Consider the following 21206-nt stretch of genomic DNA (forward strand, 5'->3'; position numbering starts at 1 on the left):
CATGACCCCTCTGCCGGATCGCTTCTGCCCGACGGACGGCACGCGCGTCCCCGCCGCCTCCCTCGCCTGGTGCTGCCCGGCCTGCCGCGGCCCCCTGGATCTGGACTTCGCCCCCACACCCGCACCCCTCAAGTCCCTGGCCGGGCGCGTGAACTCGCTCTGGCGCTACGCGGAATGCCTCCCCCTGGCCTCCCCCACGGTCTCTCTCGGCGAGGGCCGGACACCGCTCGTCGAGCTGAAGGACGGCATCCGGGCCAAGCTCGACTTCCTGATGCCGACGCTCTCCTTCAAGGACCGGGGCGCGGTGCTCCTCGCCGAACTGGCACTGCGGCTCGGTCCCCGACGGGTGATCGCCGACAGCAGCGGCAACGCGGGCACGGCGGTCGCCGCGTACTGCGCCCGGGCCGCGCTGCCCTGCACGGTGTACGTCCCGGCCGGCACGTCGGACAAGAAGCTGGAGCAGATCGGGGCGCACGGCGCGCAGGTCCATCTCGTCGACGGCGGCCGCGAGGCCGCGGCCCGCGCGGCTCGGGAGGCGGCGGACGCGGAGGGCGTCTTCTACGCCTCGCACGTCTACAACCCGTACTTCCTGCACGGCACCAAGACCTACGTCCACGAACTGTGGGAGGACCTCGGCGGCCGGCTCCCCGAGGTCATCGTCGTCCCCGTCGGCAACGGCACGCTGCTGCTGGGCGCGGCCCTCGCCGTGACCGAACTGCACGCGGCGGGCCTCATCGACCGCCGCCCGGCGCTCTGCGCGGTGCAGTCGGCCGCCGTGGCGCCGCTGGCCCACGCCTGGACCGAGGGCGCCGACGACCTGGTCGGGAACACCGCCACGGCCCCCACCCTCGCCGAGGGCATCGCCATCCCCCGCCCGCCCCGGGCCCGCCAGATCCTCCGCGCGGTCCGCGACTCCGGCGGCACCTTCCTCACCGTGACCGAGGACCAGCTCCGCCACGCGCAGCGCGACCTGGCCTCCCGCGGCCTGTACGTCGAGTCCACGGGCGTGGCCTGCTGGGCGGCCGTACGGGAGGGGGCGCTGGGGGCGCGCACGGCGGTGGTGCCGCTGTGCGGCGCCGGGTTGAAGACGGGCCTGGCGGGGGGTCAGTAGGCCGCGTACAGCATCAGCGCGAGGAAGCCCGCGCCGACCGCCGTCAGCAGCATGTTGCTCCGCTTGTGGCCGACCCACAGCAGGAGCGCCCCCGCGGCGACCGCCAGCACACGGAACTCACCGTTGAACACCACGAGCACGCCAAGTATCGCCAGTGCCACCCACATGGGGTCCCCTCCCGGCCCGGACCGACTGCCTGAGAAAGACCTGCCCGGCCGGGGAGATCGACACCCCCGCCCCACCCCTCCGAACGGCGAAATCCCTGGCACCCCGGCGGGGCCTGCGGCGAGACTGCGCAGGTGAGCGACTTTTGTCCCTGCCCGTACCCGGAAAGGTGACCGATGCCGTCCCAGCATCCCGCGGAAGTCGGCTACGGCCACGTGGTCGAGAGCTATGTGACGAGGATGTACGGCCGCCTCCCGCGCTATCTCGTACTGAACGGCGGGCGGTTCCTGGGCCCCCGGTGGTGGCACACCACACGCTTTACCCGGCACCTGATCGCTGACGCCGCCGCGATCGACGACGAGGAGCTGGAAGCCCTCCTCGGGTACGAATGGCGCTCACGTCTCACCGCCGGCTGGCTGATCGGCGTCGACCGTCGCGAACGGTTCCGAGCTCGCATCGGCGACCTGCTCCTGGCCAGCGAGGTCTGCTATTCCGGCAACGCCTACTGCTTCGCCCTGGCCCGCTTCGGCACCCACGCCGACGCCGAGATCCTCACCGCCTACCTCGACCGCTACCTCCCCCGGACCGACCTCCACTACGACCAGCCCGCCGCCCTGGGCGCCCTCCTCCGCCTCGACGCCGGCCTCGGCACCCACCGCGCCGACCGCTTCACGGAGCCCGACGGCCTCTGGGACGAGTGGGTCGAGGGCGTGGGTCGCCTCGGCTATCCCAGCCCCACCCTCGCCGAACAGCGCCACCGGACAGACCTCCAATGCGACTTCGCCCACTGCTGGTCACGGGGCTAGGCATCACCACCCGGACCTCATGCCTCAGCCATCGAAGCGAGACCAGCGAAACCCCTGTTCCCACAGCGGCGTCAACGTGGCGCGGTGGAGCGCGGCGAAGGCCACGGCGGCCTCGTTCTCGTCGCTGCTGATCCTCGTGAGCAGTCCCGGGGCGACAAAGAACTTCTCGGCGGTGTATTCCGGCAGGAACGGGCTCAGGGGCACGGGGCGCAGCCTGCTCCACAACGGGGCGAGGCGCGCAGTCGGCATGCAGTAGGTCGACGCCTGGTAGAGGGCGGCGTTCATGGCCTCGTAGAGGGTGTACTGGAGGAGAAAGCGGCTGAGCGGTTCCTCTTCGAGGATCGTCTCCGGGTCCGCCACGAAGGGGTCCTCGGTGAGCCATACGCGGGGATCGACTTCGCCCGGTTCTTGCGGTGGCCACGGGATGGACCAATCCCGGGTGCCCTCGCCGTCCACGGCGAAGACCAGCCGACCACCGAGCGGCCCGGAAGCCCGCCGGGGCTGTTTCAGCACCGGGTTGCGGAACCGGTGGACAGCGGGGCGGCGACGGGCCAGGCAGTGGAAGGCGGCCAACGCCTCCGGCAAGTCGTCCGGTGCGCCCGCCGTGCTCCCTTTCCCGGCCGGCTCCGCCTCCTCCGCGGGAAACCAGCCGAGGACGAACGACTCCAGGGCCCGGATCGGATCCGTCTCCACGTGGTCGACCCAGTCCACCCCCGGCACCGGCCCGGGAGCCGGGACGGGTCGGACCGCGTCCAGCATCTCGCGGGTCAGCGGTTGGTCGAACTCCAATTCGGCATGGTCGAAGTCGGCGGGTGCCGACGGCCTTCCCCTGCAGCGCGCCGTGCCCAGGGGAAGACAGCCCCGGTCCAGGCGGGCGTAGAGGTGAAGGGGCAAGGCTTCCCAGTCGAACCGTGAATGGAGCGCGGGGACCGCGTCGCCGCGCAGGAGCACCGCGGTGGAGTTCTGGACACCGCTGATCTCCGGGGTGTCCCCGGGCTCGAGGATGACGACGGTCGCGTCAGCCCCCGCCCCGATCAGGGCCGAGCCCATCTCGTACCGGCGGAGCCCGGCTCCGGCGACGGACAGTGCCGCCACCTCGGTGATCAGGGACGGGAGCGTTTGCGTCACTTGGTCACCCTATTCGGGAGGCCGGGCCGGGGCTGATCGATCGTGACTCGATACGCGCCCTGGGCCGCAGTGGCCGACTCTACTCGGCACCTCCCTACGGCCCGCGAGTCTTTGTGTACACATGAGACACTCGGTACACTTAAGCGCATGACACAGCCGCTGCCCATAGAGTCCATCCGCGATGTCCGGGCCCATCTGGCCGAGGTCGTGGAGAGGGCCGACCGGGACGACGTGCCCACCGTGATCACCCGGCGCGGCAAGCAGGTCGCCGCAGTGGTGTCCATCGAGGTGCTGCGCAAGTACCAGGAATGGGAAGAGCGCGAGATCAACCGGATCATCGACGAGCGCATGACCAACCCGGCACCCGGCATCCCGATCGAGGACATCATGAGGGAGACGCTGGCGCGCGGTGAGTGAGTATCGCACCGTCTTCCGGCCCGAGGCACAGGCCGAGCTCCGCAAGGTTCCGCGCGACATGGCGCTGCGCATTCTGGCCAAGCTGACCGAGCTGGAGAGCGACCCACTGGGGTACAACACCACCGCCCTCGTCTCGCAACCCGACCGCCGCCGTCTACGGGTAGGTGACTACCGTGTGCTCTACACGATCGACAACGGCGAGCTGGTGGTGTGGGTCGTACACGTGGGGCATCGCTCCACCGTCTACGACTCCTGAACGCCCCTGACACCAGGTCAGAACATCCAGCACCGATCCAGCGCAGGACCGACGAAGGGGCCGGGCTCTTGAGAGCCCGGCCCCTTCTGATCCATGTGTTGGCCACGTCGGCGACGGGGTGCCGTTTCATCCGCTCACACGTTGAACCGGAACTCGACCACGTCCCCGTCCTGCATCACGTAGTCCTTGCCCTCCATGCGGGCCTTGCCCTTGGCGCGGGCCTCGGCGACCGAGCCCGTTTCGACCAGGTCGGCGAAGGAGATGACCTCGGCCTTGATGAAGCCCTTCTGGAAGTCGGTGTGGATGACACCGGCGGCCTCGGGGGCGGTGGCGCCCTTCTTGATGGTCCAGGCGCGGGATTCCTTGGGGCCGGCCGTGAGGTAGGTCTGCAGGCCCAGGGTGTCGAAGCCGACGCGGGCGAGGGTGGCGAGGCCCGGCTCCTCGGCGCCGACGGACTCCAGCAGCTCCATCGCGTCGGCCTCGTCCAGCTCGGCGAGGTCCTGCTCCAGCTTGGCGTTGAGGAAGATCGCCTCGGCGGGGGCCACCAGCGCGCGCTGCTCGTTCTTGAAGTCCTCGTCGGTCAGCTCGTCCTCGTCGACGTTGAAGACGTACAGGAACGGCTTGGTGGTGAGCAGGTGCAGGTCGTGGAGGAGTTCCTCGTTGCCGGAGCCCTGCACGATGCCCTGCGAGAAGAGGGTGTCGCCCTTCTCCAGGATCTCCTTGGCGGCCTCGACCGCGGCGACCTTCGGGGCGATGTCCTTCTTGATGCGGGACTCCTTCGCCAGACGCGGCAGGACCTTCTCGATGGTCTGCAGGTCGGCGAGGATCAGCTCGGTGTTGATCGTCTCGATGTCGTCCTTGGGCGAGACCTTGCCGTCGACGTGCACGACGTTCTCGTCCTGGAAGGCACGGATGACCTGGCAGATCGCGTCCGACTCGCGGATGTTCGCGAGGAACTTGTTGCCGAGGCCCTCGCCCTCGCTGGCGCCGCGCACGATGCCCGCGATGTCGACGAAGTCGACGGTCGCCGGGAGGACGCGCTGCGAGCTGAAGATCTCGGCCAGCTTGGTCAGACGCTCGTCCGGGACGCCCACCACGCCCACGTTCGGCTCGATCGTGGCGAACGGGTAGTTGGCCGCCAGCACGTCGTTCTTGGTCAGGGCGTTGAACAGGGTCGACTTGCCGACGTTGGGCAGACCGACGATTCCGATCGTGAGCGACACGTTTACGACTTCCCGTACGTAGGAGGGCCAGGCGGCCGAGGGCTGGAGCGGCGGGGCCTGGGGCCTGAGGCCAGTCCGGCGGATCGTGCCCCAGCGGCCGGAGGGCCGGCCGATCCCCCAGTTTACGGCGTGCCGACACCCGGTCCGGCGAGGTATCGAACGCTTGGCCAAGGTCCGCTCAACGGCGTGTCTGTGAACCCATTCGGCACATTAACCGACCTAAGTTGGACGAGTGGAGCAGCAGCAGAGGACGCAGTCCCCGCACACCCCTCGCACCGGGCCGCGGCCGGGCGTCCCGCCCCTTCCCCCGCAGGCCGGGAGAGCGGGACGGGTCCCCGGCGCGGGCGTGCCGGCTCGCGCTCCGGTCGCGCGCGGGCCCGTACCACCACCGGTCCAAGCCGTGCGGAGCGTGGCGCGGGCCGTGCGCCGGATGCCGAATCCGCGCCTCACCGATCTGGGCTGCGGGCTGTTCTGCGGGCTGGCGATGTTCGTGCTCGCCGGCCTCGACCGGTTGCTGTTCGGTGCGTCGACGGCCCTGTACGGCGTTCTGTTCCTGCTGGTCAGCGCGTTCACGGCGGTGTGGGTGCGGCGCGGTGACCTGGCGAGCGCCCCCGTCGTCGTACCGATCGCCTTCGCGGCCGGTCTGCCGCTGCTGGCCGAGGGCGAGGGCGGCCTCGGCGGGCATCTGATGGCCCTGGTCACCGCCCTCGCCATGCAGGCGGGCTGGCTGTACGGCGGCACGCTGGTCGCCGGGGTCATCGTGACCGTGCGCAAACTCCGGCTGATGGCCCGGCGGGCCGCCGAGCGGGAGAGGGAGCGGGAGCGGGGGCGCGAGCGGCAAGGCCGGGAGGGCCGGGCGCGGGTCGGGGGGCAGGGCGGGCCGGCCCGGGACGGGGACGTCGGGGGCCGGGCGGCCGCCGGTGTCCGTCCCCGGGCCTCGTACGACCGCGGGCCGGCCGGGCCGCGGGCGCCGAGGCCCCCGGCCCAGCCGCACGGCTCCGTCTCCCGGGGACGCTGACCGGCGCGGCGGCAGGCGGGCGGGAGCCCCGGTCGCCGGTCGGCGCCCGATGACCGCTCGGGCGCCTGCGCGCCCGTCGTCGTCCTAGCCGGCCTTCGCCGCCCGCATCGCCGCGCCCACGATGCCCGCGTTGTTCTGCAGCTGCGCCGGGACGATCTCCGCCCTGATGCCCTCGATGAGGTGCAGGAACTTCGCCGACTTGCGGCTGACACCGCCGCCGATGATGAACAGCTCGGGCGAGAAGAGCATCTCGACGTGCGCGAGGTACTTGGTGACCCGCTTGGCCCAGTGCTCCCAGGTCAGCTCGTGGTCCTCCTTGGCCTTGGTGGAGGCGCGGGTCTCGGCGTCGTGGCCGTGCAGCTCCAGGTGGCCCAGCTCCGTGTTGGGGACGAGGACGCCGTCGGAGAAGACGGCGCTGCCGATGCCCGTGCCGAAGGTGAGCAGGATGACCGTGCCCTGCCGGTCCCGCCCGGCGCCGAACTGGACCTCGGCCACGCCCGCCGCGTCCGCGTCGTTCACCACGGTCACGGGCAGGCCGCCGATCCGCTCGCTCAGCAGGGCGCGCGCGTCGACGTCGATCCAGCTCTTGTCGACGTTGGCCGCCGTACGGATCGTGGCGCCGCCGGTGACCACGCCGGGGAAGGTGATGCCGACGGGGCCGGTCCAGCCGAAGTGGTCGACGACCTCCTTGACCCCGTCGGCGACCGCGTCGGGCGTCGCCGGGTGCGGGGTCAGCACCTTGTGTCGCTCGTCCGCCAGGTCGCCCAGGTCCAGGTCCACGGGAGCGCCCTTGATCCCGGAACCACCGATGTCCACGCCGAAGATGTGCATGGCCCTACGTTACGTCGTACGACTGTCCGTCACGTTGCCGAGGTGCCCCGGCCGCCGTGAGCCGTCGGATCCTCACGTCCCGATACGCGTACGGCCCCGGAACCTTCACGTTCCGGGGCCGTACGGCGGGTGTTCCGGCGGTCAGGCGCCCTGTCCGGTGCGCTCGGCGACCAGGGCCGCGGCCTCTTCGCGCAGGTCACGGCGGAGTTCCTTGGGCAGGGAGAAGGTGATCGACTCCTCGGCCGCCTTGACCAGCTCGACGTCCCCGTAGCCGCGCTGGGCCAGCCATTCGAGGACCTCTTCGACGAGGATCTCCGGCACGGAGGCGCCCGAGGTGACGCCGACGGTCTCCACGCCCTCCAGCCAGGCCTCGTCGATCTCGCTCGCGAAGTCCACGAGGTACGCCTCGCGGGAGCCGGCGAGCTTGGCGACCTCGACGAGGCGGACCGAGTTGGAGGAGTTGCGGGAGCCGACCACGATGACCAGCTCCGCCTGGGCGCCCATCTGCTTCACGGCGAGCTGGCGGTTCTGGGTGGCGTAGCAGATGTCGTCGCTGGGCGGCGAGACGAGCAGCGGGAACTTCTCCTTGAGCGCGCCGACCGTCTCCATCGTCTCGTCGACGGAGAGGGTGGTCTGCGAGAGCCAGACGATCTTCGACGGGTCGCGGACCTCGACCTTGGCGACGTCCTCGGGGCCGTCGACCAGCTGGATGTGGTCCGGTGCCTCGCCCGACGTGCCGATGACCTCCTCGTGGCCCTCGTGCCCGATCAGGAGGATGTCGAAGTCGTCGTTGGCGTACCGGATCGCTTCCTTGTGGACCTTGGTGACCAGCGGGCAGGTCGCGTCGATGGTGGCGAGCTTGCCGCGCGCTGCCTCGTCGTGGACGGTCGGGGCGACGCCGTGCGCCGAGAACATGACGATGTTCCCCTCGGGGACCTCCTCCGTCTGCTCGACGAAGATGGCGCCCTTCCGCTCCAGCGTCTGCACGACGTACTTGTTGTGGACGATCTCGTGGCGGACGTAGATCGGGGCCCCGTACTGCTCCAGGGCCTTCTCGACGGCGATCACCGCGCGGTCGACACCCGCGCAGTAGCCGCGCGGGGCGGCGAGGAGGACACGGCGGCGGCCAGGCGAAGCGGTCATGTCTCCATCGTAGGGGGTTCCCTGGCGGGGCCTTGGCCGATGGGGGGTGGGGGGTTCGGTGCGTGGGCGGGTGCCGGTCCGGTGGGGCTTCTCGCGCAGTTCCCCGCGCCCCTGAAAAGCAGGGGCTACGCCCCGTGCTTCTCAGGCCCGCAGGACCGTTGGCTTCCAGGCCCGCAGGGCCTGATGCTTTTAGGGGCGCGGGGAACTGCGCGAGCAACCACGAACGACCCGCAGCCGCCGACGCACCCGCCACCCCCACCCCCTCCCGCGCAGCTAGGCAACCATGTCCGTACCCCCCGCTACGCTCGGCCACATGGCACTCAACACGTCCGCCGAGTCCCCCCTCCCCGTCGGCGAGGTCTCACGCCTCATCGGCGGCTGGATCGACCGGCTCGGCGCGGTGTGGGTCGAGGGGCAGATCACCCAGCTGTCGCGGCGTCCGGGCGCGGGCGTCGTGTTCCTCACGCTGCGGGACCCGTCGCACGACATCTCCGTGGGGGTGACCTGCTACCGCCAGGTGTTCGACACGGTGGCCGACGTGGTCGGCGAGGGCGCCCGGGTCGTCGTCCTGGCGAAGCCCGAGTGGTACGCGCCGCGCGGACAGCTGTCGCTGCGGGCCACGGAGATAAAGCCGGTCGGCGTCGGTGAACTGCTGGCCCGGCTGGAACAGTTGAAGAAGTCGCTGGCCGCGGAGGGGCTGTTCGCGCCGGAGCGGAAGAAGGCGCTGCCCTTTCTGCCGCAGCTGATCGGGCTGGTGTGCGGCCGGGCCTCCGCGGCCGAGCGGGACGTGCTGGAGAACGCCCGGCGGCGCTGGCCGGCCGTCCGCTTCGAGGTGCGCAACGTCGCGGTGCAGGGGGTGCACGCGGTGCCGCAGGTGGTGCGGGCCGTGAAGGAGCTGGACGCGCTGGACGACGTGGACGTCATCGTCGTGGCGCGCGGCGGCGGCAGCGTGGAGGACCTCCTGCCGTTCTCCGACGAGCAGCTCGTACGGGCGGTCGCGTCCTGTCGTACGCCGGTCGTGTCGGCGATCGGGCACGAGCCGGACACCCCGCTGCTGGACTACGTGGCGGACCTGCGCGCGTCCACGCCGACCGACGCGGCCAAGAAGGTCGTGCCGGACGTGGGCGAGGAGTACGAGCGGGTGCGGTGGCTGCGGGACCGGGCGCGCCGCTGTGTGGAGGCGTTCGTGGAGCGGGAGGAGCGGGGGCTCGCGCACGCCCTCGCGCGCCCCTCGATGGAGGATCCGCACCGCATGATCGACGAGCGGGCCGACCACGTGGCCTCGCTGCTCGACCGGGGCCGCCGCTGCCTCGGGCACCATCTGGACCGTGCCGTCTCGGAGTTGATGCACACGCACGCGCGCGTGGTGGCGCTGTCCCCGGCGGCGACGCTCCAGCGGGGGTACGCGGTGCTGCAGCGGGCCGACGGCCATGTGGTCCGCGCGCCGGACGAGGCCGGGCCGGACGAGCCGTTGCGGGCACGGGTGGCGGGGGGTGAGTTCGTCGTCCGGGTCGACGGAACGGGGACGGTCGTCGACGGAACGGGCACGGTCGACGGCGGAGCGGGGACGGTCGGCGGCGGAACAGGGACTGTCGGCGGCGGAACAGGGACTGTCGGCGGCGGAACAGGGACTGTCGGAGGGGACGCATAAGGTGGGCCGCATGACCAGCAATGTGAGCGAGGCCGACGGGACGACCCGGGCGGCCGGGGCCTCGGAGACCGAGCGCGCCCTGGGGTACGAGCAGGCGCGGGACGAGCTGATCGACGTCGTCCGCCGTCTGGAGGCGGGCGGTACGACGCTGGAGGAGTCCCTCGCACTCTGGGAGCGGGGCGAGGAGCTGGCCAAGGTCTGCCGCCGCTGGCTGGACGGGGCGCGGGAGCGGCTGGACGCGGCGCTGGCGGAGGACGGCGAGGGCGGCGCGGAGGACGACGGCCGGGCCGGGTGACTCCCGCCCCGTCGAGCGGGGTCCATCGCGGCGATGAGGTGTGAAGCGGATCACCATGAGGCGCTTTGGTTGAAACTTGAACTTCCTTCGCGTAAGGTCGAGGCCGTACACCCCACATCGCACGAAGGTTGACTGATGTCCCTCGTTCTCGACCCCGCCGCCCAGGACCTGCTGTTCCGTGAGGCCCACACCGCGAACACGTTCACCGACGAGCCGGTGACCGAGGAGCAGGTGCAGGCGATCTACGACCTGGTCAAGTACGGTCCGACCGCGTTCAACCAGACGCCGCTGCGCATCGTGCTGGTCCGCTCCGCCGAGGCCCGTGAGCGTCTGGTGCCGCACATGGCCGAGGGCAACCAGGCCAAGACGGCCACCGCCCCGCTGGTCGCCATCCTCGCCGCGGACAACGAGTTCCACGAGGAACTGCCGACGCTGTTCCCGGCGTTCCCGCAGGCCAAGGACCTCTTTTTCGCCGAGCGCGCGGCCCGCGAGTCGGCCGCCGGCATGAACGCCGCCCTCCAGGCCGCGTACTTCATCATCGGCGTCCGCGCCGCCGGCCTGGCCGCCGGCCCGATGACCGGCTTCGACTTCGCCGGCGTCCAGAAGGAGTTCCTGGACGACGACCACACCCCGCTGATGGTGGTCAACATCGGCAGGCCCGGCGAGGGCGCGTCCTACCCGCGCTCCCCGCGCCTCGACTTCGACCACGTCGTCACCACGGTCTGAGTCCCGGCACCACCGCGTGACGACGAAGGGCCCCGGCGAGAGGCGAATTCCAGGGGTCGTTGCAACACCGCGGTGAGTTGATCAAGCCGCGAGCAGTTTAGACAGACGCTCGGCTGGGGTTTCCCAGCCGAGCGTTTTGCGTGGGCGGCTGTTGAGTTCGGCGGCGACGGCGTCCAGGTCCTCGCGGGTGTGGACGGACAGGTCGGTGCCCTTGGGGAAGTACTGCCTCAGCAGGCCGTTGGTGTTCTCGTTGGAGCCGCGTTGCCAGGGGCTGGCCGGGTCGCAGAAGTAGACCGGGACGTCGGTGGTGACGGTGAAGTTGTGGTGGTAGGCCATCTCCGTGCCCTGGTCCCAGGTCAGAGATCGTTTCAGGTGGGGTGGGAGGGTCTGGACGGTGTCGACCAGCGCGGTGCGGACGGCGGCGGCGCTGTGGCCGTGGGGAAGGTGGAGGAGCATCAGGTAGCGGGTGCTGCGTTCGACCAGGGTGGCGATGGCGGAGCGGGTGTTGGCGCCGATGATGAGGTCGCCTTCCCAGTGGCCGGGAACGGCGCGGTCGGCGGCTTCGGCGGGCCGTTCGCTGATCATGACCATCGGGTGCGGGAACCGCTGCCTGCGGCTCGCAGCCTGACGGCGGGGCCGTCGCATGGCGCGTCCGGTCCGCAGGGCTCGTGTCAGTTCCCGCTTCAGCTCACCGCGGCTCTGGACGTAGAGGGCCTGGTAGATCGTCTCGTGGACCACGTGCATCTCCGGCCGGTCGGGAAAGCGCCTGCGCAGAGCGTGGCAGATCTGCTCCGGACTCCACCGTTTGGTGAGGTGGTCCTGGATGAAGTCCCGCAGCTCGGGGTTCTGCCCGATCTTGCCGGGCTTGGGACGGGGGCGTCGCCGTTCGGCGCGACGGTGGGCGTGGAATGGCTGGTAGGCCCAGCCGCCCCTGGGCATGGGCCGCCGGTTGCGGCGTATCTCCCGGCTGATGGTGGAGGGGCTGCGGCCCAGCTCGGCCGCGATCGTGCGGATGGACGCCTTCTCCCGCAGCCGGTCGGCGAGGTGGATGCGCTCGGCCTCGCCCAGGTACCGGGACGGGCCAGCCGCTTCGGGCTCTGCCGCCGATCGGGCAGGCACCTCATGGGGCTCCCACGGAATCCCGGTGTCGGCGATGGGCGCGTACGCCCTCTTCTTCCCGGATGCCTGCCGGCCGTAACGCCATCGTGTGCCGGTGCGGCGGTTGATGCCGACGATCCGGCAGGCTTCCGTGTTGCTTATCCCAAGATCCACAAGCCGAAGGTATTCCTCCCGCTCCCGGACCAGAGGCTTGGCGCCGTAGTTGCCCCGTTCCTCACGAACCTCGAAGTCCATCGCACCCCTTGAACTGGGGTGTTGCGACGACCACTAGAACCCGGGGATCGCCGGGGCCCTTCGTCGTGCTCGTGTCCGCCCGCACCTGGCGGGGTCACCCTTCGCGCCGCCCGCAGCGGGCCCACCATGCGCGGCGTCACTCCGTCCGCAGCGCCTCGGCCATCTTGGTCAGCCGGTCGAACGACGCGGAGCCCGTGACGACGGTCGTGGAGCCCTCGCCGCGTAGCACGAGGGCGTCGTAACGGTCGCCCTCGTACCGGGTCCAGGTCCGGTCGCCGATCTCCTGCGTGGTGCCGGTCTTCCGCGCGTCCTGGGTGGCGTCCTCGATGAACCGGGAGGGTTTCTCGGCCGACTGTTCGACCGCCACGTACTCGCCGTCGGGGTCGTGGAAGCCGAGGTGCCAGCGGTCCGACTCGTCGCCCCGGAAGCGGACGGAGGTCGCCTTCCAGGTCTGCGGCAGCCCTTCGGGCGCGGCCACCGGGTAGGAGGCCGCGCGACGCGCCGTCAGCAGTTCGACGCGGTAGTCGACGCGCTTCGGTTCCCGCTCGGTCTCGTCGTGCGGGATGAAGAGATAGATGACCCATGCCGCCAGCACGATGAGCCCCAGGGAGAGGACCATGTCGCGAACGGTCTGCTTGCCTTTCGTACCTGCCACGTCCTCATCGTCGCAGGTGCACCGGCCCGCTCATCCGTGGGGTCCCCTGCTCATTTTGTCGGACTGACGATAGAGTCGAGCGGAACCCTCGTCCGGCCGTCGTCGTATCAGAAAGGTGCGCTCCGATGACCGAGAATCATCAGCTGCCGTCCGAACTGGAAGTCCCCTCCGAGGCTCCCGACCGCAACCTCGCCCTGGAGCTGGTCCGGGTGACCGAGGCGGCCGCGATGGCGGCGGGCCGCTGGGTCGGCCGCGGAGACAAGAACGGGGCGGACGGAGCCGCCGTGCGCGCGATGCGCACCCTCGTCTCCACCGTGTCGATGAACGGCGTCGTCGTGATCGGGGAGGGCGAGAAGGACGAGGCCCCGATGCTCTTCAACGGCGAGCGCGTCGGTGACGGCACCGGCCCGGAGTGCGACATCGCCGTCGACCCGATCGACGGGACGACGCTCACGGCCAAGGGCATGACCAACGCGATCGCCGTGCTCGCGGCCGCCGACCGGGGCACGATGTTCGACCCCTCGGCCGTCTTCTACATGGACAAGCTGGTCACCGGGCCCGAGGCGGCCGACTTCGTCGACATCGACGCGCCGATCTCCGTGAACATCCGCCGGGTCGCCAAGGCCAAGCGGTCGGCGCCGGACGACGTGACCGTGGTCATCCTGGACCGGCCCCGGCACGAAGGGATCATCAAGGAGATCCGCGAGGCCGGAGCACGGATCAAGCTGATCTCCGACGGTGACGTCGCGGGTTCGATCCTGGCGCTGCGGGAGGGCACCGGTGTCGATCTGCTGCTCGGGGTGGGCGGCACGCCCGAGGGCATCATCTCCGCCTGTGCGGTGAAGTGCCTCGGCGGCACGATCCAGGGCAAGCTGTGGCCGAAGGACGACGCGGAGCGGCAGCGGGCGATCGACGCGGGCCATGACCTCGACCGGGTGCTGACCACCGATGACCTGGTCTCCGGCGAGAACGTGTTCTTCGTGGCGACCGGCATCACGGACGGGGAACTGCTGCGGGGCGTGCGGTACCGGTCGGAGACGGCGACGACCGACTCGATCGTGATGCGGTCGAAGTCGGGGACGGTGCGGCGGATCGACTCGACGCACCGGCTGAGCAAGCTGCGGGCCTACAGCTCGATCGACTTCGAGAAGGCCAAGTAGCTCCGCCGGTCCGGCAGGGGGTGGCCGGGGCCGCGGTCGGTTGTGAACTGCGGGTACGTCGTGGCTGGTCGCGCAGTTCCCCGCGCCCCTGACGGGGCGCGCCGCCCCTCGACAATCAGCAGGGCGCCCTCTTGTGCGGAGAGGGCGCCCTTGCCGGACGTACGGAGCGGGGTCAGCCCGCCGCGGCTATCGTCCCGTTCGCGCGCGCGGCCTTCTGCAGTTCCACGTCCCGGCGGCGCCTGCGGGCCAGGACGACCCGGCGTTCGGCCGCGGTCAGGCCGCCCCAGACTCCGTAGGGCTCGGGTTGCAGGAGTGCGTGTTCCCGGCACTCGACCATGACGGGACAGCGGGCGCAGACGCGCTTGGCGGCTTCCTCGCGGGAGAGCCGGGACGCGGTGGGTTCCTTGGAGGGGGCGAAGAACAGCCCGGCCTCGTCACGCCGGCACACGGCCTCCGTGTGCCACGGGGCGTCCTGGTCCCTGTCTCGCACTGGCACCCGCTGGGGCGGAACAGCAGCGACCTGCAGAGACGAATGCGGCGGATGCAGCACGGTCTACTCCTGACGACGGCTTCGCGAGCGAGAGACGATGCAGCAAGGCCTACCCGCTGTGCGCGGGCCTATGCACTGAGTCCCGTTCCGCTGGAATTCGCCGTCCACACCGCACCGCCACAACCGGACCCGCCCCCTCGGGTGTCGGCCGGGAGGGCCGGATTCACACCCGTCAACGGTCCTGGTGCCTGCGCAAATGATCGTCCACGCGGCGGGCGAGATGGTTCCCGACCCGGCCGAGGAGGTCGGCGATCACCTTCCCCCGCTTCGGCCTCGCCTCGATGTTCCCGAGGACGGCCAGTCCGTCCACGTAGACCACCGGGGCGTCGGTCTCGTCCGAATCCAGCGCGTGCACCTCGAAGTTGCCGAGGATGCCGCCGCCGCTGCCGCGCAGCGAGACGTTCTCCGGGACGCGGACCTCGACGTTGCCGAAGACCGAGATCGCCTTGATCATCACCTGCCGGTGCTCGAACATCGCCTCGCTGAGGTCTATCTCGACGCTGCCGAATATCGCGTACGCGTGGATGCGGCGGCCCGCCCGGAAGCGGCCCTTGCGCATCGAAGAGCTGAAGACGGCCACCAGGCGGTCGTCGGGGTCGAGCGGGATGGCGCCGGGCGTCGGGCGGTTGGGCACGGAGGAGACCGGCGGCACGTACGCGCGCGCCGGCCCGCGGGCCGTCTGGCCGGCCGGCAGGTCCCGTACGAAGACGTCCAGCTCGCCCACCGTCCTGGCGGCGAGCACGCCCTCGACCCGCTCGGAGTGCTCATCGGCGGTGAGGCGGCCCTCGGCGAGGGCCTCGCGCAGGAGGTCGGCGATCCGGTCGCGGTCGGCGTCGGAGGCGCGCAGCTCGGCGGACGGCAACGGCGGGTGCTGGGTGGGGCGCTTCTGAAGGTCCACGACAGCAGATTACCCACTCGCGATAGATCGCGACCAGGGGTGTGGACAACTCCGGGCCGTCGAACTGAGCCTTACCTCACAAGCCCGCCCTCCCGGCCAGGTTCTACGCTGGTGGACGCTGCCAACGGAGGTCAGCGCGCTGTTCTGTCGAGTGAGGAATGGGCGACATGCCTGAGTTCGAGTACACCGATCTGCTCCCCATGGGAGAGGACACCACCCCGTACCGGCTGGTGACCTCCGAGGGTGTCTCCACCTTCGAGGCCGACGGACGCACGTTCCTCAAGGTGGAGCCGGAGGCGCTGCGCAAGCTGGCCGCCGAGGCCATCCACGACATCCAGCACTATCTGCGGCCGGCGCACCTCGCGCAGCTCCGCCGGATCATCGACGACCCCGAGGCGTCCGGCAACGACAAGTTCGTCGCCCTGGACCTGCTGAAGAACGCGAACATCGCTGCCGCCGGTGTGCTGCCCATGTGCCAGGACACCGGTACGGCGATCGTGATGGGCAAGCGCGGGCAGAACGTGCTCACCGAGGGCGCGGACGAGCGGGCCCTGTCCCAGGGCATCTACGACGCCTACCTGAACCTGAACCTGCGCTACTCGCAGATGGCTCCGCTCACCATGTGGGAGGAGAAGAACACCGGGTCGAACCTGCCGGCGCAGATCGAGCTGTACGCCACCGACGGCGGCGCGTACAAGTTCCTGTTCATGGCCAAGGGCGGCGGGTCCGCCAACAAGTCGTTCCTGTACCAGGAGACGAAGGCCGTCCTGAACGAGTCCTCCATGATGAAGTTCCTGGAGGAGAAGATCCGTTCGCTGGGCACGGCCGCGTGCCCGCCGTACCACCTGGCGATCGTGGTCGGCGGTACGAGCGCCGAGTACGCCCTGAAGACGGCGAAGTACGCCTCCGCGCACTACCTGGACGAGATCCCCGCCGAGGGGTCGCCGCTCGGGCACGGCTTCCGCGACAAGGAGCTGGAGGAGAAGGTCTTCGAGCTGACGCAGAAGATCGGGATCGGCGCGCAGTTCGGCGGCAAGTACTTCTGCCACGACGTGCGCGTGGTCCGCCTCCCCCGCCACGGCGCGTCCTGCCCGGTGGCCATCGCCGTGTCCTGCTCGGCCGACCGGCAGGCCGTCGCGAAGATCACCGCCGAGGGTGTCTTCCTGGAGCAGCTGGAGACGGACCCGGCGCGGTTCCTGCCGGACACCACGGACGAGCACCTCGACGAGGCCGGCGACGTCGTGCGGATCGACCTCAACCAGCCGATGGACGACATCCTCGCGGAGCTGACCAAGTACCCGGTCAAGACCCGGCTGTCCCTCTCCGGTCCGCTGGTCGTGGCCCGTGACATCGCGCACGCCAAGATCAAGGAGCGGCTGGACGCGGGCGAGGAGATGCCGCAGTACCTGAAGGACCACCCGGTGTACTACGCGGGACCGGCGAAGACCCCCGAGGGGTACGCCTCCGGTTCCTTCGGTCCGACGACGGCCGGACGCATGGACTCGTACGTGGAGCAGTTCCAGGCGGCGGGCGGCTCCAAGGTGATGCTGGCGAAGGGCAACCGCTCGCAGCAGGTCACGGACGCGTGTGGCGCGCACGGCGGCTTCTACCTGGGCTCCATCGGCGGCCCGGCGGCCCGTCTCGCCCAGGACTGCATCAAGAAGGTCGAGGTCGTCGAGTACGAGGAACTCGGCATGGAGGCCGTCTGGAAGATCGAGGTCGAGGACTTCCCGGCGTTCATCGTCGTCGACGACAAGGGCAACGACTTCTTCAAGGACCCGGCCCCGGCCCCGACCTTCACGACCATCCCGGTACGGGGGCCCGGCCTGGCGTAGCGGAGGGCCGACGATGTGCCGGGGCGGCCGGGGGCGGATGTCACGCCCCGGCCCCCTGCCCGTCGCCGTGCCTTGGGCTGTCGCCCCTCCGACCCCGGCACGCCCGGGAGCGTAGGGCCGGCTGACGGCAACCACCCGACGGACGGAGTCCGGCGCGGCTGCCCGAAGCCTGCGAGGCCCCCCCAGGGCCGAGCGGTGCGAGGGCCGCCATCGAGGATCGTGCCAAGGGCAACGACTTCTTCAAGGACCCGGCCCCGGCCCCGACCTTCACGTCCATCCCGGTACGGGGGCCCGGCCTGGCATAGCGGAGGGCCGACGGCGTGCCGGGGCGGCCGGGGGCGGATGTCACGCCCCCGGCCCCTGTCCCTCGCCGTGCCCGGGGCTGTCGCCCCTCCGACCCCGGCGCGCCCGGGAGCGTAGGGCCGGCTGACGGCAACCACCCGACGGACGGAGTCCGGCGCGGCTGCCCGAAGCCTGTGAGGCCGAGCGGTGCGAGGGCCGGCGTCCGGGATCGCGCCAAGGGCAACGACTTCTTCAGGCCGGGGGCGGATGTCACACCCCCGGCCGCCCCTGCCCGTCGCCGTGCCCGGGGCTGTCGGCCCTCCGGTCCCGGTGGGCCTACGCCAGCTTCTTCACCTGTGCGTCCACGACCTCCGCCGGGAAGTCGAAGTCCTTGCCCGTGGCGGCCGAGGCCAGGTTGAGGGCGGTGACGTAGCCGACGGTGGCGCCCTGGCGGAAGACGACCACCTTCATCGGGACCTTCGTGCCCTCCGCCTCGCTGAGGAACGTGAGGGCGATCGCCTCGTCCGCGCCCTCGGGCGCGGGGTCCGTGGTGACCTTGGTGACCTGCTGGGAGGTGCCGTCGGCCGTGACCTCGAAGCCGTCCGCGCAGTCCTTGGCCGAGGCGGTGAGGGACTTCATCACGGCCTCGGCGGCCTCGCCGTCGTAGGCGGACAGACGCAGCAGGGTGCGGGTGGCGTCGAGGCCCGAGGCGTCACCGCTCTTGGCGGCCTCCACGGGGTCGATCTTCTTCTGGGTCTCGCGCTGCACGGTCGCGGCCGGTTCGTCGACCACGGAGCCGAGCATGGCGTACGCGACGGGCGCGCACGCGTCGCTGCCGGGCTCGATCGTCTTCCGGTCCACCGTGCCGTTGGGCTCGCTGACCTTGTGCCCCTTGACGTCCCCGTCCTTCAGGACGACCTTCTCCAGGTCCGCGGCGGAGAGGGCAGGCTTCCCGCCGCCCGATCCGCCCTTCTCCCCGCTCTCACCGGAGTCCGAGCACGCGGCGAGCAGGGTGAGGGACAGGACGGCGGCACCGGCCGCGCAGGACCGGCGTATGACAGCGCTTCTCAATGCTTGTTCTTTCTGCGACATTTCATCCGACATATCTGACGTTGCGTCCGATGCCGCGTCCGATGCTGTATTCGACACCGCGTTCGACGATCGGTTCGTCGGGCCGACGCTACTGCACGCCCACCGGTGCCGGCGTACGGAATGTCTCCCTCACCCTCACGGGGGACGGCCGGGAACACCGCGACCGGTCCGGACGCTGTACCCGGCATGAGTGACTACCGCGTCGAACACGACTCCATGGGCGAGGTCCGCGTACCGGCCGAGGCCAAGTGGCGGGCCCAGACACAGCGGGCGGTCGAGAACTTCCCGGTCTCGGGGCAGCGCATCGAGCGCGCCCACATCGAGGCCCTGGCCCGGATCAAGGGCGCCGCCGCGACGGTCAACGCCGAGCTGGGAGTGCTCGACAAGGACATCGCCGAGGCCGTCCGGGAGGCGGCCGAGGAGGTGGCCGAGGGGCGCTGGGACGACCACTTCCCGGTGGACGTGTTCCAGACCGGGTCCGGAACCTCGTCGAACATGAACACCAACGAGGTCATCGCCACGCTGGCGAGCGAGCGGCTCGGCCGGGACGTGCACCCGAACGACCACGTCAACGCCTCGCAGTCGTCCAACGACGTCTTCCCCTCCTCGATCCACATCGCCGCCACCGCCGCCGTCACCGGTGACCTGATCCCGGCCCTGGAGCATCTGGCGGCCGCGCTGGAGCGGAAGTCCGCGGAGTTCTCCGACGTGGTGAAGTCCGGTCGTACGCACCTGATGGACGCGACACCGGTGACGCTCGGCCAGGAGTTCGGCGGCTACGCGGCCCAGGTGCGGTACGGCGTGGAGCGGCTGCGGGCCTCGCTCCCCCGGCTCGCCGAACTCCCGCTGGGCGGAACGGCCGTGGGGACCGGCATCAACACGCCGCCCGGGTTCTCCGCCGCCGTCATCGCGGAGGTCGCCCGGGTCACCGGACTGCCGCTCACCGAGGCGCGCGACCACTTCGAGGCGCAGGGGGCGCGGGACGGGCTCGTGGAGACGTCCGGGCAGCTCCGTACGGTCGCGGTCTCCCTCACCAAGATCGCCAACGACCTGCGGTGGATGGCCTCGGGGCCGAGGACCGGTCTCGCGGAGATCTCCCTGCCCGACCTCCAGCCCGGTTCCTCGATCATGCCCGGCAAGGTCAACCCGGTGATCCCGGAGGCCGTGCTCATGGTCGCCGCGCAGGTCACGGGCAACGACCTCACGGTCACCACGGCGGGCGCGTCCGGCAACTTCGAGCTGAACGTCATGCTGCCGGTGATCGCCAAGAACGTGCTGGAGTCCGTCCGGCTGCTGGCGAACGTCTCCCGGCTGCTCGCCGACCGGACCGTGGACGGGATCGTCGCGCACCGGGAGCGGGCCCGCGAGTACGCCGAGTCGTCCCCGTCCGTGGTGACCCCGCTCAACAGGTACATCGGGTACGAGGAGGCCGCGAAGGTCGCCAAGAGGGCGCTCGCGGAACGGAAGACCATCCGGGAGGCCGTCCTGGAGGGCGGGTACGTGGAACGCGGCGACCTGACCCGGGAGCAGCTCGACGAGGCGCTGGATGTCCTGCGGATGACACGGCCGTGACCGCACGGCGAGTTCCGGCCGTTCCGGGTGTCGCCCGGGTTACCGATTCCCGCCCAGGCGTGAACCGTGGGCGGTACCGCAGCGTCATATGCGCATGACACCTAATATCTGCGCATGGGAGACGACGGAGTGGTGAGACGAGTGGAAGCGGGCGGGTCGACGGCGTTCTGGGAGCCGGGGAGTCAGATCCTGTGGCGCTACCGGGAGAACGGCGGCGACCGCTTCCATATCGCGCGCCCCGTGACGGTCGTACGCGACGACGCCGAGCTGCTGGCCGTGTGGCTGGCGCCGGGCACCGAGTGCGTACGGCCCGTGCTGGCGGACGGCACCTCGCCGAACTCCGAACCCCTCGCGTCCCGTTACACCAAGCCGCGCAGCGTGCGGCTCGGCCGCTGGTCCGGCACCGGGGTGCTGAAGCTGGCGCGGCCGGGCGAGCCGTGGTCGGTGTGGCTTTTCTGGGAGCAGGGTTGGCGTTTCAAGAACTGGTACGTCAACCTGGAGACGCCGCAGGCCCGTTGGGACGGCGGTGTGGACTCCGAGGACCACTTCCTGGACATCTGCGTCTTCCCGGACCGGACTTGGACCTGGCTCGACGAGGACGAGTTCGCGCAGGCCCAGCAGGACGGGCTGATGGACGCGTCGGCGGCCGAGCGGGTGCGGGAGGCGGGCCGTTCGGCGGTGGAGGTGATCCGCGCGTGGGGCCCTCCGTTCGCGGACGGCTGGCAGCACTGGCGCCCGAATCCGGCATGGGGAGTACCGTCTCTCCCGGACGACTGGGACCGTACACCCGCGCACTTGTCCTCATGAGACCCTTGATACGCCCCGGGTCCGCAACCGTAGGATCGTCCTCCGCAAGAGTTCACAGGGGCAACTCCCGCAGTTCGGGCAGGGCTTGACCGTACGTCACCGAGGGGCGGCAAGACGTGATCAAGGGGTACGAGGGTTACACCGGGACGAGCCGGAGACGGCCCGGCGGACGGGCTGTACTGTCGTTCGTCGTGCCCGCCGGTACCGTGTGTGGCACAGGAACTGCCTCTGA

General features: G+C 70.7%; 22 protein-coding genes. 12 read left to right on the top strand and 10 right to left on the bottom strand.

Annotation, left to right across the window (positions count from 1 at the left end):
- Window position 1: 1 nt before the first annotated feature.
- Entirely contained in the window at window positions 2-1111 is a 1110-nt protein-coding gene (locus PYR72_RS18060; RefSeq protein WP_275456294.1) for a threonine synthase, read from the top strand.
- Here PYR72_RS18060 and PYR72_RS18065 read toward each other — a convergent pair.
- Complete coding sequence (locus PYR72_RS18065) at window positions 1105-1278, bottom strand: hypothetical protein (RefSeq protein ID WP_199845390.1); 174 nt, start codon at window positions 1276-1278, stop codon at window positions 1105-1107. The two genes, PYR72_RS18060 and PYR72_RS18065, sit on opposite strands and share 7 nt — an antisense overlap.
- Before the next feature lie 174 nt (window positions 1279-1452).
- Here PYR72_RS18065 and PYR72_RS18070 point away from each other — a divergent pair, with 174 nt between their 5' ends.
- Complete coding sequence (locus PYR72_RS18070) at window positions 1453-2082, top strand: DUF6000 family protein (RefSeq protein WP_275456295.1); 630 nt, start codon at window positions 1453-1455, stop codon at window positions 2080-2082.
- A gap of 24 nt (window positions 2083-2106) precedes the next feature.
- On the opposite strand, the gene PYR72_RS18075 is transcribed toward PYR72_RS18070, so the two are convergent.
- The gene (locus PYR72_RS18075) at window positions 2107-3210 is read right to left on the bottom strand and encodes a hypothetical protein (RefSeq protein ID WP_275456296.1); all 1104 of its coding nucleotides are present in this window, start codon (window positions 3208-3210) and stop codon (window positions 2107-2109) included.
- A 147-nt stretch (window positions 3211-3357) separates the two neighbouring features.
- On the opposite strand from PYR72_RS18075, the gene PYR72_RS18080 reads away from it, so the two are divergent.
- Window positions 3358-3627 carry a type II toxin-antitoxin system Phd/YefM family antitoxin gene (locus PYR72_RS18080; RefSeq protein ID WP_275456297.1) on the top strand — a complete coding sequence of 90 codons (270 nt, stop codon included), beginning with the start codon at window positions 3358-3360 and terminating at the stop codon, window positions 3625-3627.
- Window positions 3620-3883 carry a type II toxin-antitoxin system RelE/ParE family toxin gene (locus PYR72_RS18085; protein ID WP_275456298.1) on the top strand — a complete coding sequence of 88 codons (264 nt, stop codon included), beginning with the start codon at window positions 3620-3622 and terminating at the stop codon, window positions 3881-3883. The genes PYR72_RS18080 and PYR72_RS18085 overlap by 8 nt, the downstream gene beginning before the upstream one ends.
- Before the next feature lie 134 nt (window positions 3884-4017).
- Here PYR72_RS18085 and ychF read toward each other — a convergent pair whose 3' ends face one another.
- Complete coding sequence (ychF, locus tag PYR72_RS18090) at window positions 4018-5106, bottom strand: redox-regulated ATPase YchF (protein WP_013001094.1); 1089 nt, start codon at window positions 5104-5106, stop codon at window positions 4018-4020.
- A 430-nt stretch (window positions 5107-5536) separates the two neighbouring features.
- Here ychF and PYR72_RS42970 point away from each other — a divergent pair, with 430 nt between their 5' ends.
- Window positions 5537-6124, top strand: a complete 588-nt coding sequence (locus PYR72_RS42970; protein ID WP_343245528.1) for a DUF6542 domain-containing protein — start codon at window positions 5537-5539, stop codon at window positions 6122-6124.
- Window positions 6125-6208: 84 nt separating this feature from the next.
- Here PYR72_RS42970 and PYR72_RS18100 read toward each other — a convergent pair whose 3' ends face one another.
- On the bottom strand, window positions 6209-6955 hold the full coding sequence (locus tag PYR72_RS18100; protein WP_275456299.1) for an ROK family protein: 747 nt from the start codon (window positions 6953-6955) through the stop codon (window positions 6209-6211).
- Window positions 6956-7096: 141 nt separating this feature from the next.
- Window positions 7097-8098, bottom strand: coding sequence for a 4-hydroxy-3-methylbut-2-enyl diphosphate reductase (locus tag PYR72_RS18105; protein WP_275456300.1), 1002 nt, complete (start codon window positions 8096-8098; stop codon window positions 7097-7099).
- 313 nt (window positions 8099-8411) lie between these two features.
- Here PYR72_RS18105 and xseA point away from each other — a divergent pair, with 313 nt between their 5' ends.
- The 3 genes from xseA to PYR72_RS18120 all read left to right on the top strand — a co-directional run bounded on the left by xseA (window position 8412) and on the right by PYR72_RS18120 (window position 10770).
- Window positions 8412-9749 carry an exodeoxyribonuclease VII large subunit gene (gene xseA, locus PYR72_RS18110; RefSeq protein ID WP_275456301.1) on the top strand — a complete coding sequence of 446 codons (1338 nt, stop codon included), beginning with the start codon at window positions 8412-8414 and terminating at the stop codon, window positions 9747-9749.
- 10 nt (window positions 9750-9759) lie between these two features.
- A complete protein-coding gene (locus tag PYR72_RS18115; protein ID WP_013001099.1) occupies window positions 9760-10044 on the top strand; it encodes an exodeoxyribonuclease VII small subunit in 285 nt (94 codons plus the stop codon).
- 135 nt (window positions 10045-10179) lie between these two features.
- Window positions 10180-10770 carry a malonic semialdehyde reductase gene (locus tag PYR72_RS18120; RefSeq protein ID WP_275456302.1) on the top strand — a complete coding sequence of 197 codons (591 nt, stop codon included), beginning with the start codon at window positions 10180-10182 and terminating at the stop codon, window positions 10768-10770.
- Between the two features lie 81 nt (window positions 10771-10851).
- On the opposite strand, the gene PYR72_RS18125 is transcribed toward PYR72_RS18120, so the two are convergent.
- Both PYR72_RS18125 and PYR72_RS18130 read right to left on the bottom strand, forming a co-directional pair.
- The gene (locus PYR72_RS18125) at window positions 10852-12123 is read right to left on the bottom strand and encodes an IS30 family transposase (RefSeq protein WP_275456303.1); all 1272 of its coding nucleotides are present in this window, start codon (window positions 12121-12123) and stop codon (window positions 10852-10854) included.
- A 136-nt stretch (window positions 12124-12259) separates the two neighbouring features.
- Complete coding sequence (locus tag PYR72_RS18130; RefSeq protein ID WP_275456304.1) at window positions 12260-12778, bottom strand: DUF4245 domain-containing protein; 519 nt, start codon at window positions 12776-12778, stop codon at window positions 12260-12262.
- A 125-nt stretch (window positions 12779-12903) separates the two neighbouring features.
- Between PYR72_RS18130 and glpX the strand changes: the two genes are divergently transcribed.
- Window positions 12904-13938, top strand: coding sequence for a class II fructose-bisphosphatase (glpX, locus tag PYR72_RS18135; RefSeq protein WP_005480703.1), 1035 nt, complete (start codon window positions 12904-12906; stop codon window positions 13936-13938).
- A gap of 172 nt (window positions 13939-14110) precedes the next feature.
- Here the strand turns inward: glpX and PYR72_RS18140 are convergent, their stop codons facing one another.
- Window positions 14111-14488, bottom strand: a complete 378-nt coding sequence (locus PYR72_RS18140) for a WhiB family transcriptional regulator (protein WP_041669242.1) — start codon at window positions 14486-14488, stop codon at window positions 14111-14113.
- A gap of 172 nt (window positions 14489-14660) precedes the next feature.
- Window positions 14661-15386 (bottom strand): DUF1707 domain-containing protein, encoded by a 726-nt coding sequence (locus PYR72_RS18145; protein ID WP_275456305.1) that lies wholly within the window; start codon window positions 15384-15386, stop codon window positions 14661-14663.
- 167 nt (window positions 15387-15553) lie between these two features.
- Between PYR72_RS18145 and PYR72_RS18150 the strand changes: the two genes are divergently transcribed.
- Window positions 15554-17221 (top strand): fumarate hydratase, encoded by a 1668-nt coding sequence (locus tag PYR72_RS18150; protein ID WP_275456306.1) that lies wholly within the window; start codon window positions 15554-15556, stop codon window positions 17219-17221.
- Window positions 17222-17839: 618 nt separating this feature from the next.
- Here the strand turns inward: PYR72_RS18150 and PYR72_RS18155 are convergent.
- Complete coding sequence (locus PYR72_RS18155) at window positions 17840-18574, bottom strand: hypothetical protein (protein ID WP_275456307.1); 735 nt, start codon at window positions 18572-18574, stop codon at window positions 17840-17842.
- A 207-nt stretch (window positions 18575-18781) separates the two neighbouring features.
- On the opposite strand from PYR72_RS18155, the gene PYR72_RS18160 reads away from it, so the two are divergent.
- Together PYR72_RS18160 and PYR72_RS18165 are read left to right on the top strand one after the other, a co-directional pair.
- Window positions 18782-20167: a class II fumarate hydratase gene (locus PYR72_RS18160; protein WP_275456308.1), complete on the top strand. Its 1386-nt coding sequence runs from the start codon at window positions 18782-18784 to the stop codon at window positions 20165-20167.
- 114 nt (window positions 20168-20281) lie between these two features.
- A complete protein-coding gene (locus PYR72_RS18165) occupies window positions 20282-20974 on the top strand; it encodes a DUF402 domain-containing protein (protein ID WP_275456309.1) in 693 nt (230 codons plus the stop codon).
- Window positions 20975-21206: the final 232 nt, after the last annotated feature.

Source organism: Streptomyces sp. VNUA24, assembly GCF_029167005.1.
GTDB classification, from domain to species: Bacteria; Actinomycetota; Actinomycetes; order Streptomycetales; family Streptomycetaceae; genus Streptomyces; species Streptomyces scabiei.

What these genes read in the sequence shown, in the direction of transcription:
- xseA (WP_275456301.1), top strand. Translation starts at nt 8,412, where the DNA reads ATGGCACTCAACACGTCCGCCGAGTCCCCCCTCCCCGTCGGCGAGGTC.
- PYR72_RS18115 (WP_013001099.1), top strand. Translation starts at nt 9,760, where the DNA reads ATGACCAGCAATGTGAGCGAGGCCGACGGGACGACCCGGGCGGCCGGG.
- PYR72_RS18165 (WP_275456309.1), top strand. Translation starts at nt 20,282, where the DNA reads ATGGGAGACGACGGAGTGGTGAGACGAGTGGAAGCGGGCGGGTCGACG.
- PYR72_RS42970 (WP_343245528.1), top strand. Translation starts at nt 5,537, where the DNA reads ATGCCGAATCCGCGCCTCACCGATCTGGGCTGCGGGCTGTTCTGCGGG.
- PYR72_RS18160 (WP_275456308.1), top strand. Translation starts at nt 18,782, where the DNA reads ATGAGTGACTACCGCGTCGAACACGACTCCATGGGCGAGGTCCGCGTA.
- PYR72_RS18080 (WP_275456297.1), top strand. Translation starts at nt 3,358, where the DNA reads ATGACACAGCCGCTGCCCATAGAGTCCATCCGCGATGTCCGGGCCCAT.
- PYR72_RS18125 (WP_275456303.1), bottom strand. Translation starts at nt 12,123, where the DNA reads ATGGACTTCGAGGTTCGTGAGGAACGGGGCAACTACGGCGCCAAGCCT.
- PYR72_RS18120 (WP_275456302.1), top strand. Translation starts at nt 10,180, where the DNA reads ATGTCCCTCGTTCTCGACCCCGCCGCCCAGGACCTGCTGTTCCGTGAG.
- PYR72_RS18065 (WP_199845390.1), bottom strand. Translation starts at nt 1,278, where the DNA reads ATGTGGGTGGCACTGGCGATACTTGGCGTGCTCGTGGTGTTCAACGGT.
- glpX (WP_005480703.1), top strand. Translation starts at nt 12,904, where the DNA reads ATGACCGAGAATCATCAGCTGCCGTCCGAACTGGAAGTCCCCTCCGAG.
- PYR72_RS18150 (WP_275456306.1), top strand. Translation starts at nt 15,554, where the DNA reads ATGCCTGAGTTCGAGTACACCGATCTGCTCCCCATGGGAGAGGACACC.
- PYR72_RS18105 (WP_275456300.1), bottom strand. Translation starts at nt 8,098, where the DNA reads ATGACCGCTTCGCCTGGCCGCCGCCGTGTCCTCCTCGCCGCCCCGCGC.
- PYR72_RS18060 (WP_275456294.1), top strand. Translation starts at nt 2, where the DNA reads ATGACCCCTCTGCCGGATCGCTTCTGCCCGACGGACGGCACGCGCGTC.
- PYR72_RS18070 (WP_275456295.1), top strand. Translation starts at nt 1,453, where the DNA reads ATGCCGTCCCAGCATCCCGCGGAAGTCGGCTACGGCCACGTGGTCGAG.
- PYR72_RS18100 (WP_275456299.1), bottom strand. Translation starts at nt 6,955, where the DNA reads ATGCACATCTTCGGCGTGGACATCGGTGGTTCCGGGATCAAGGGCGCT.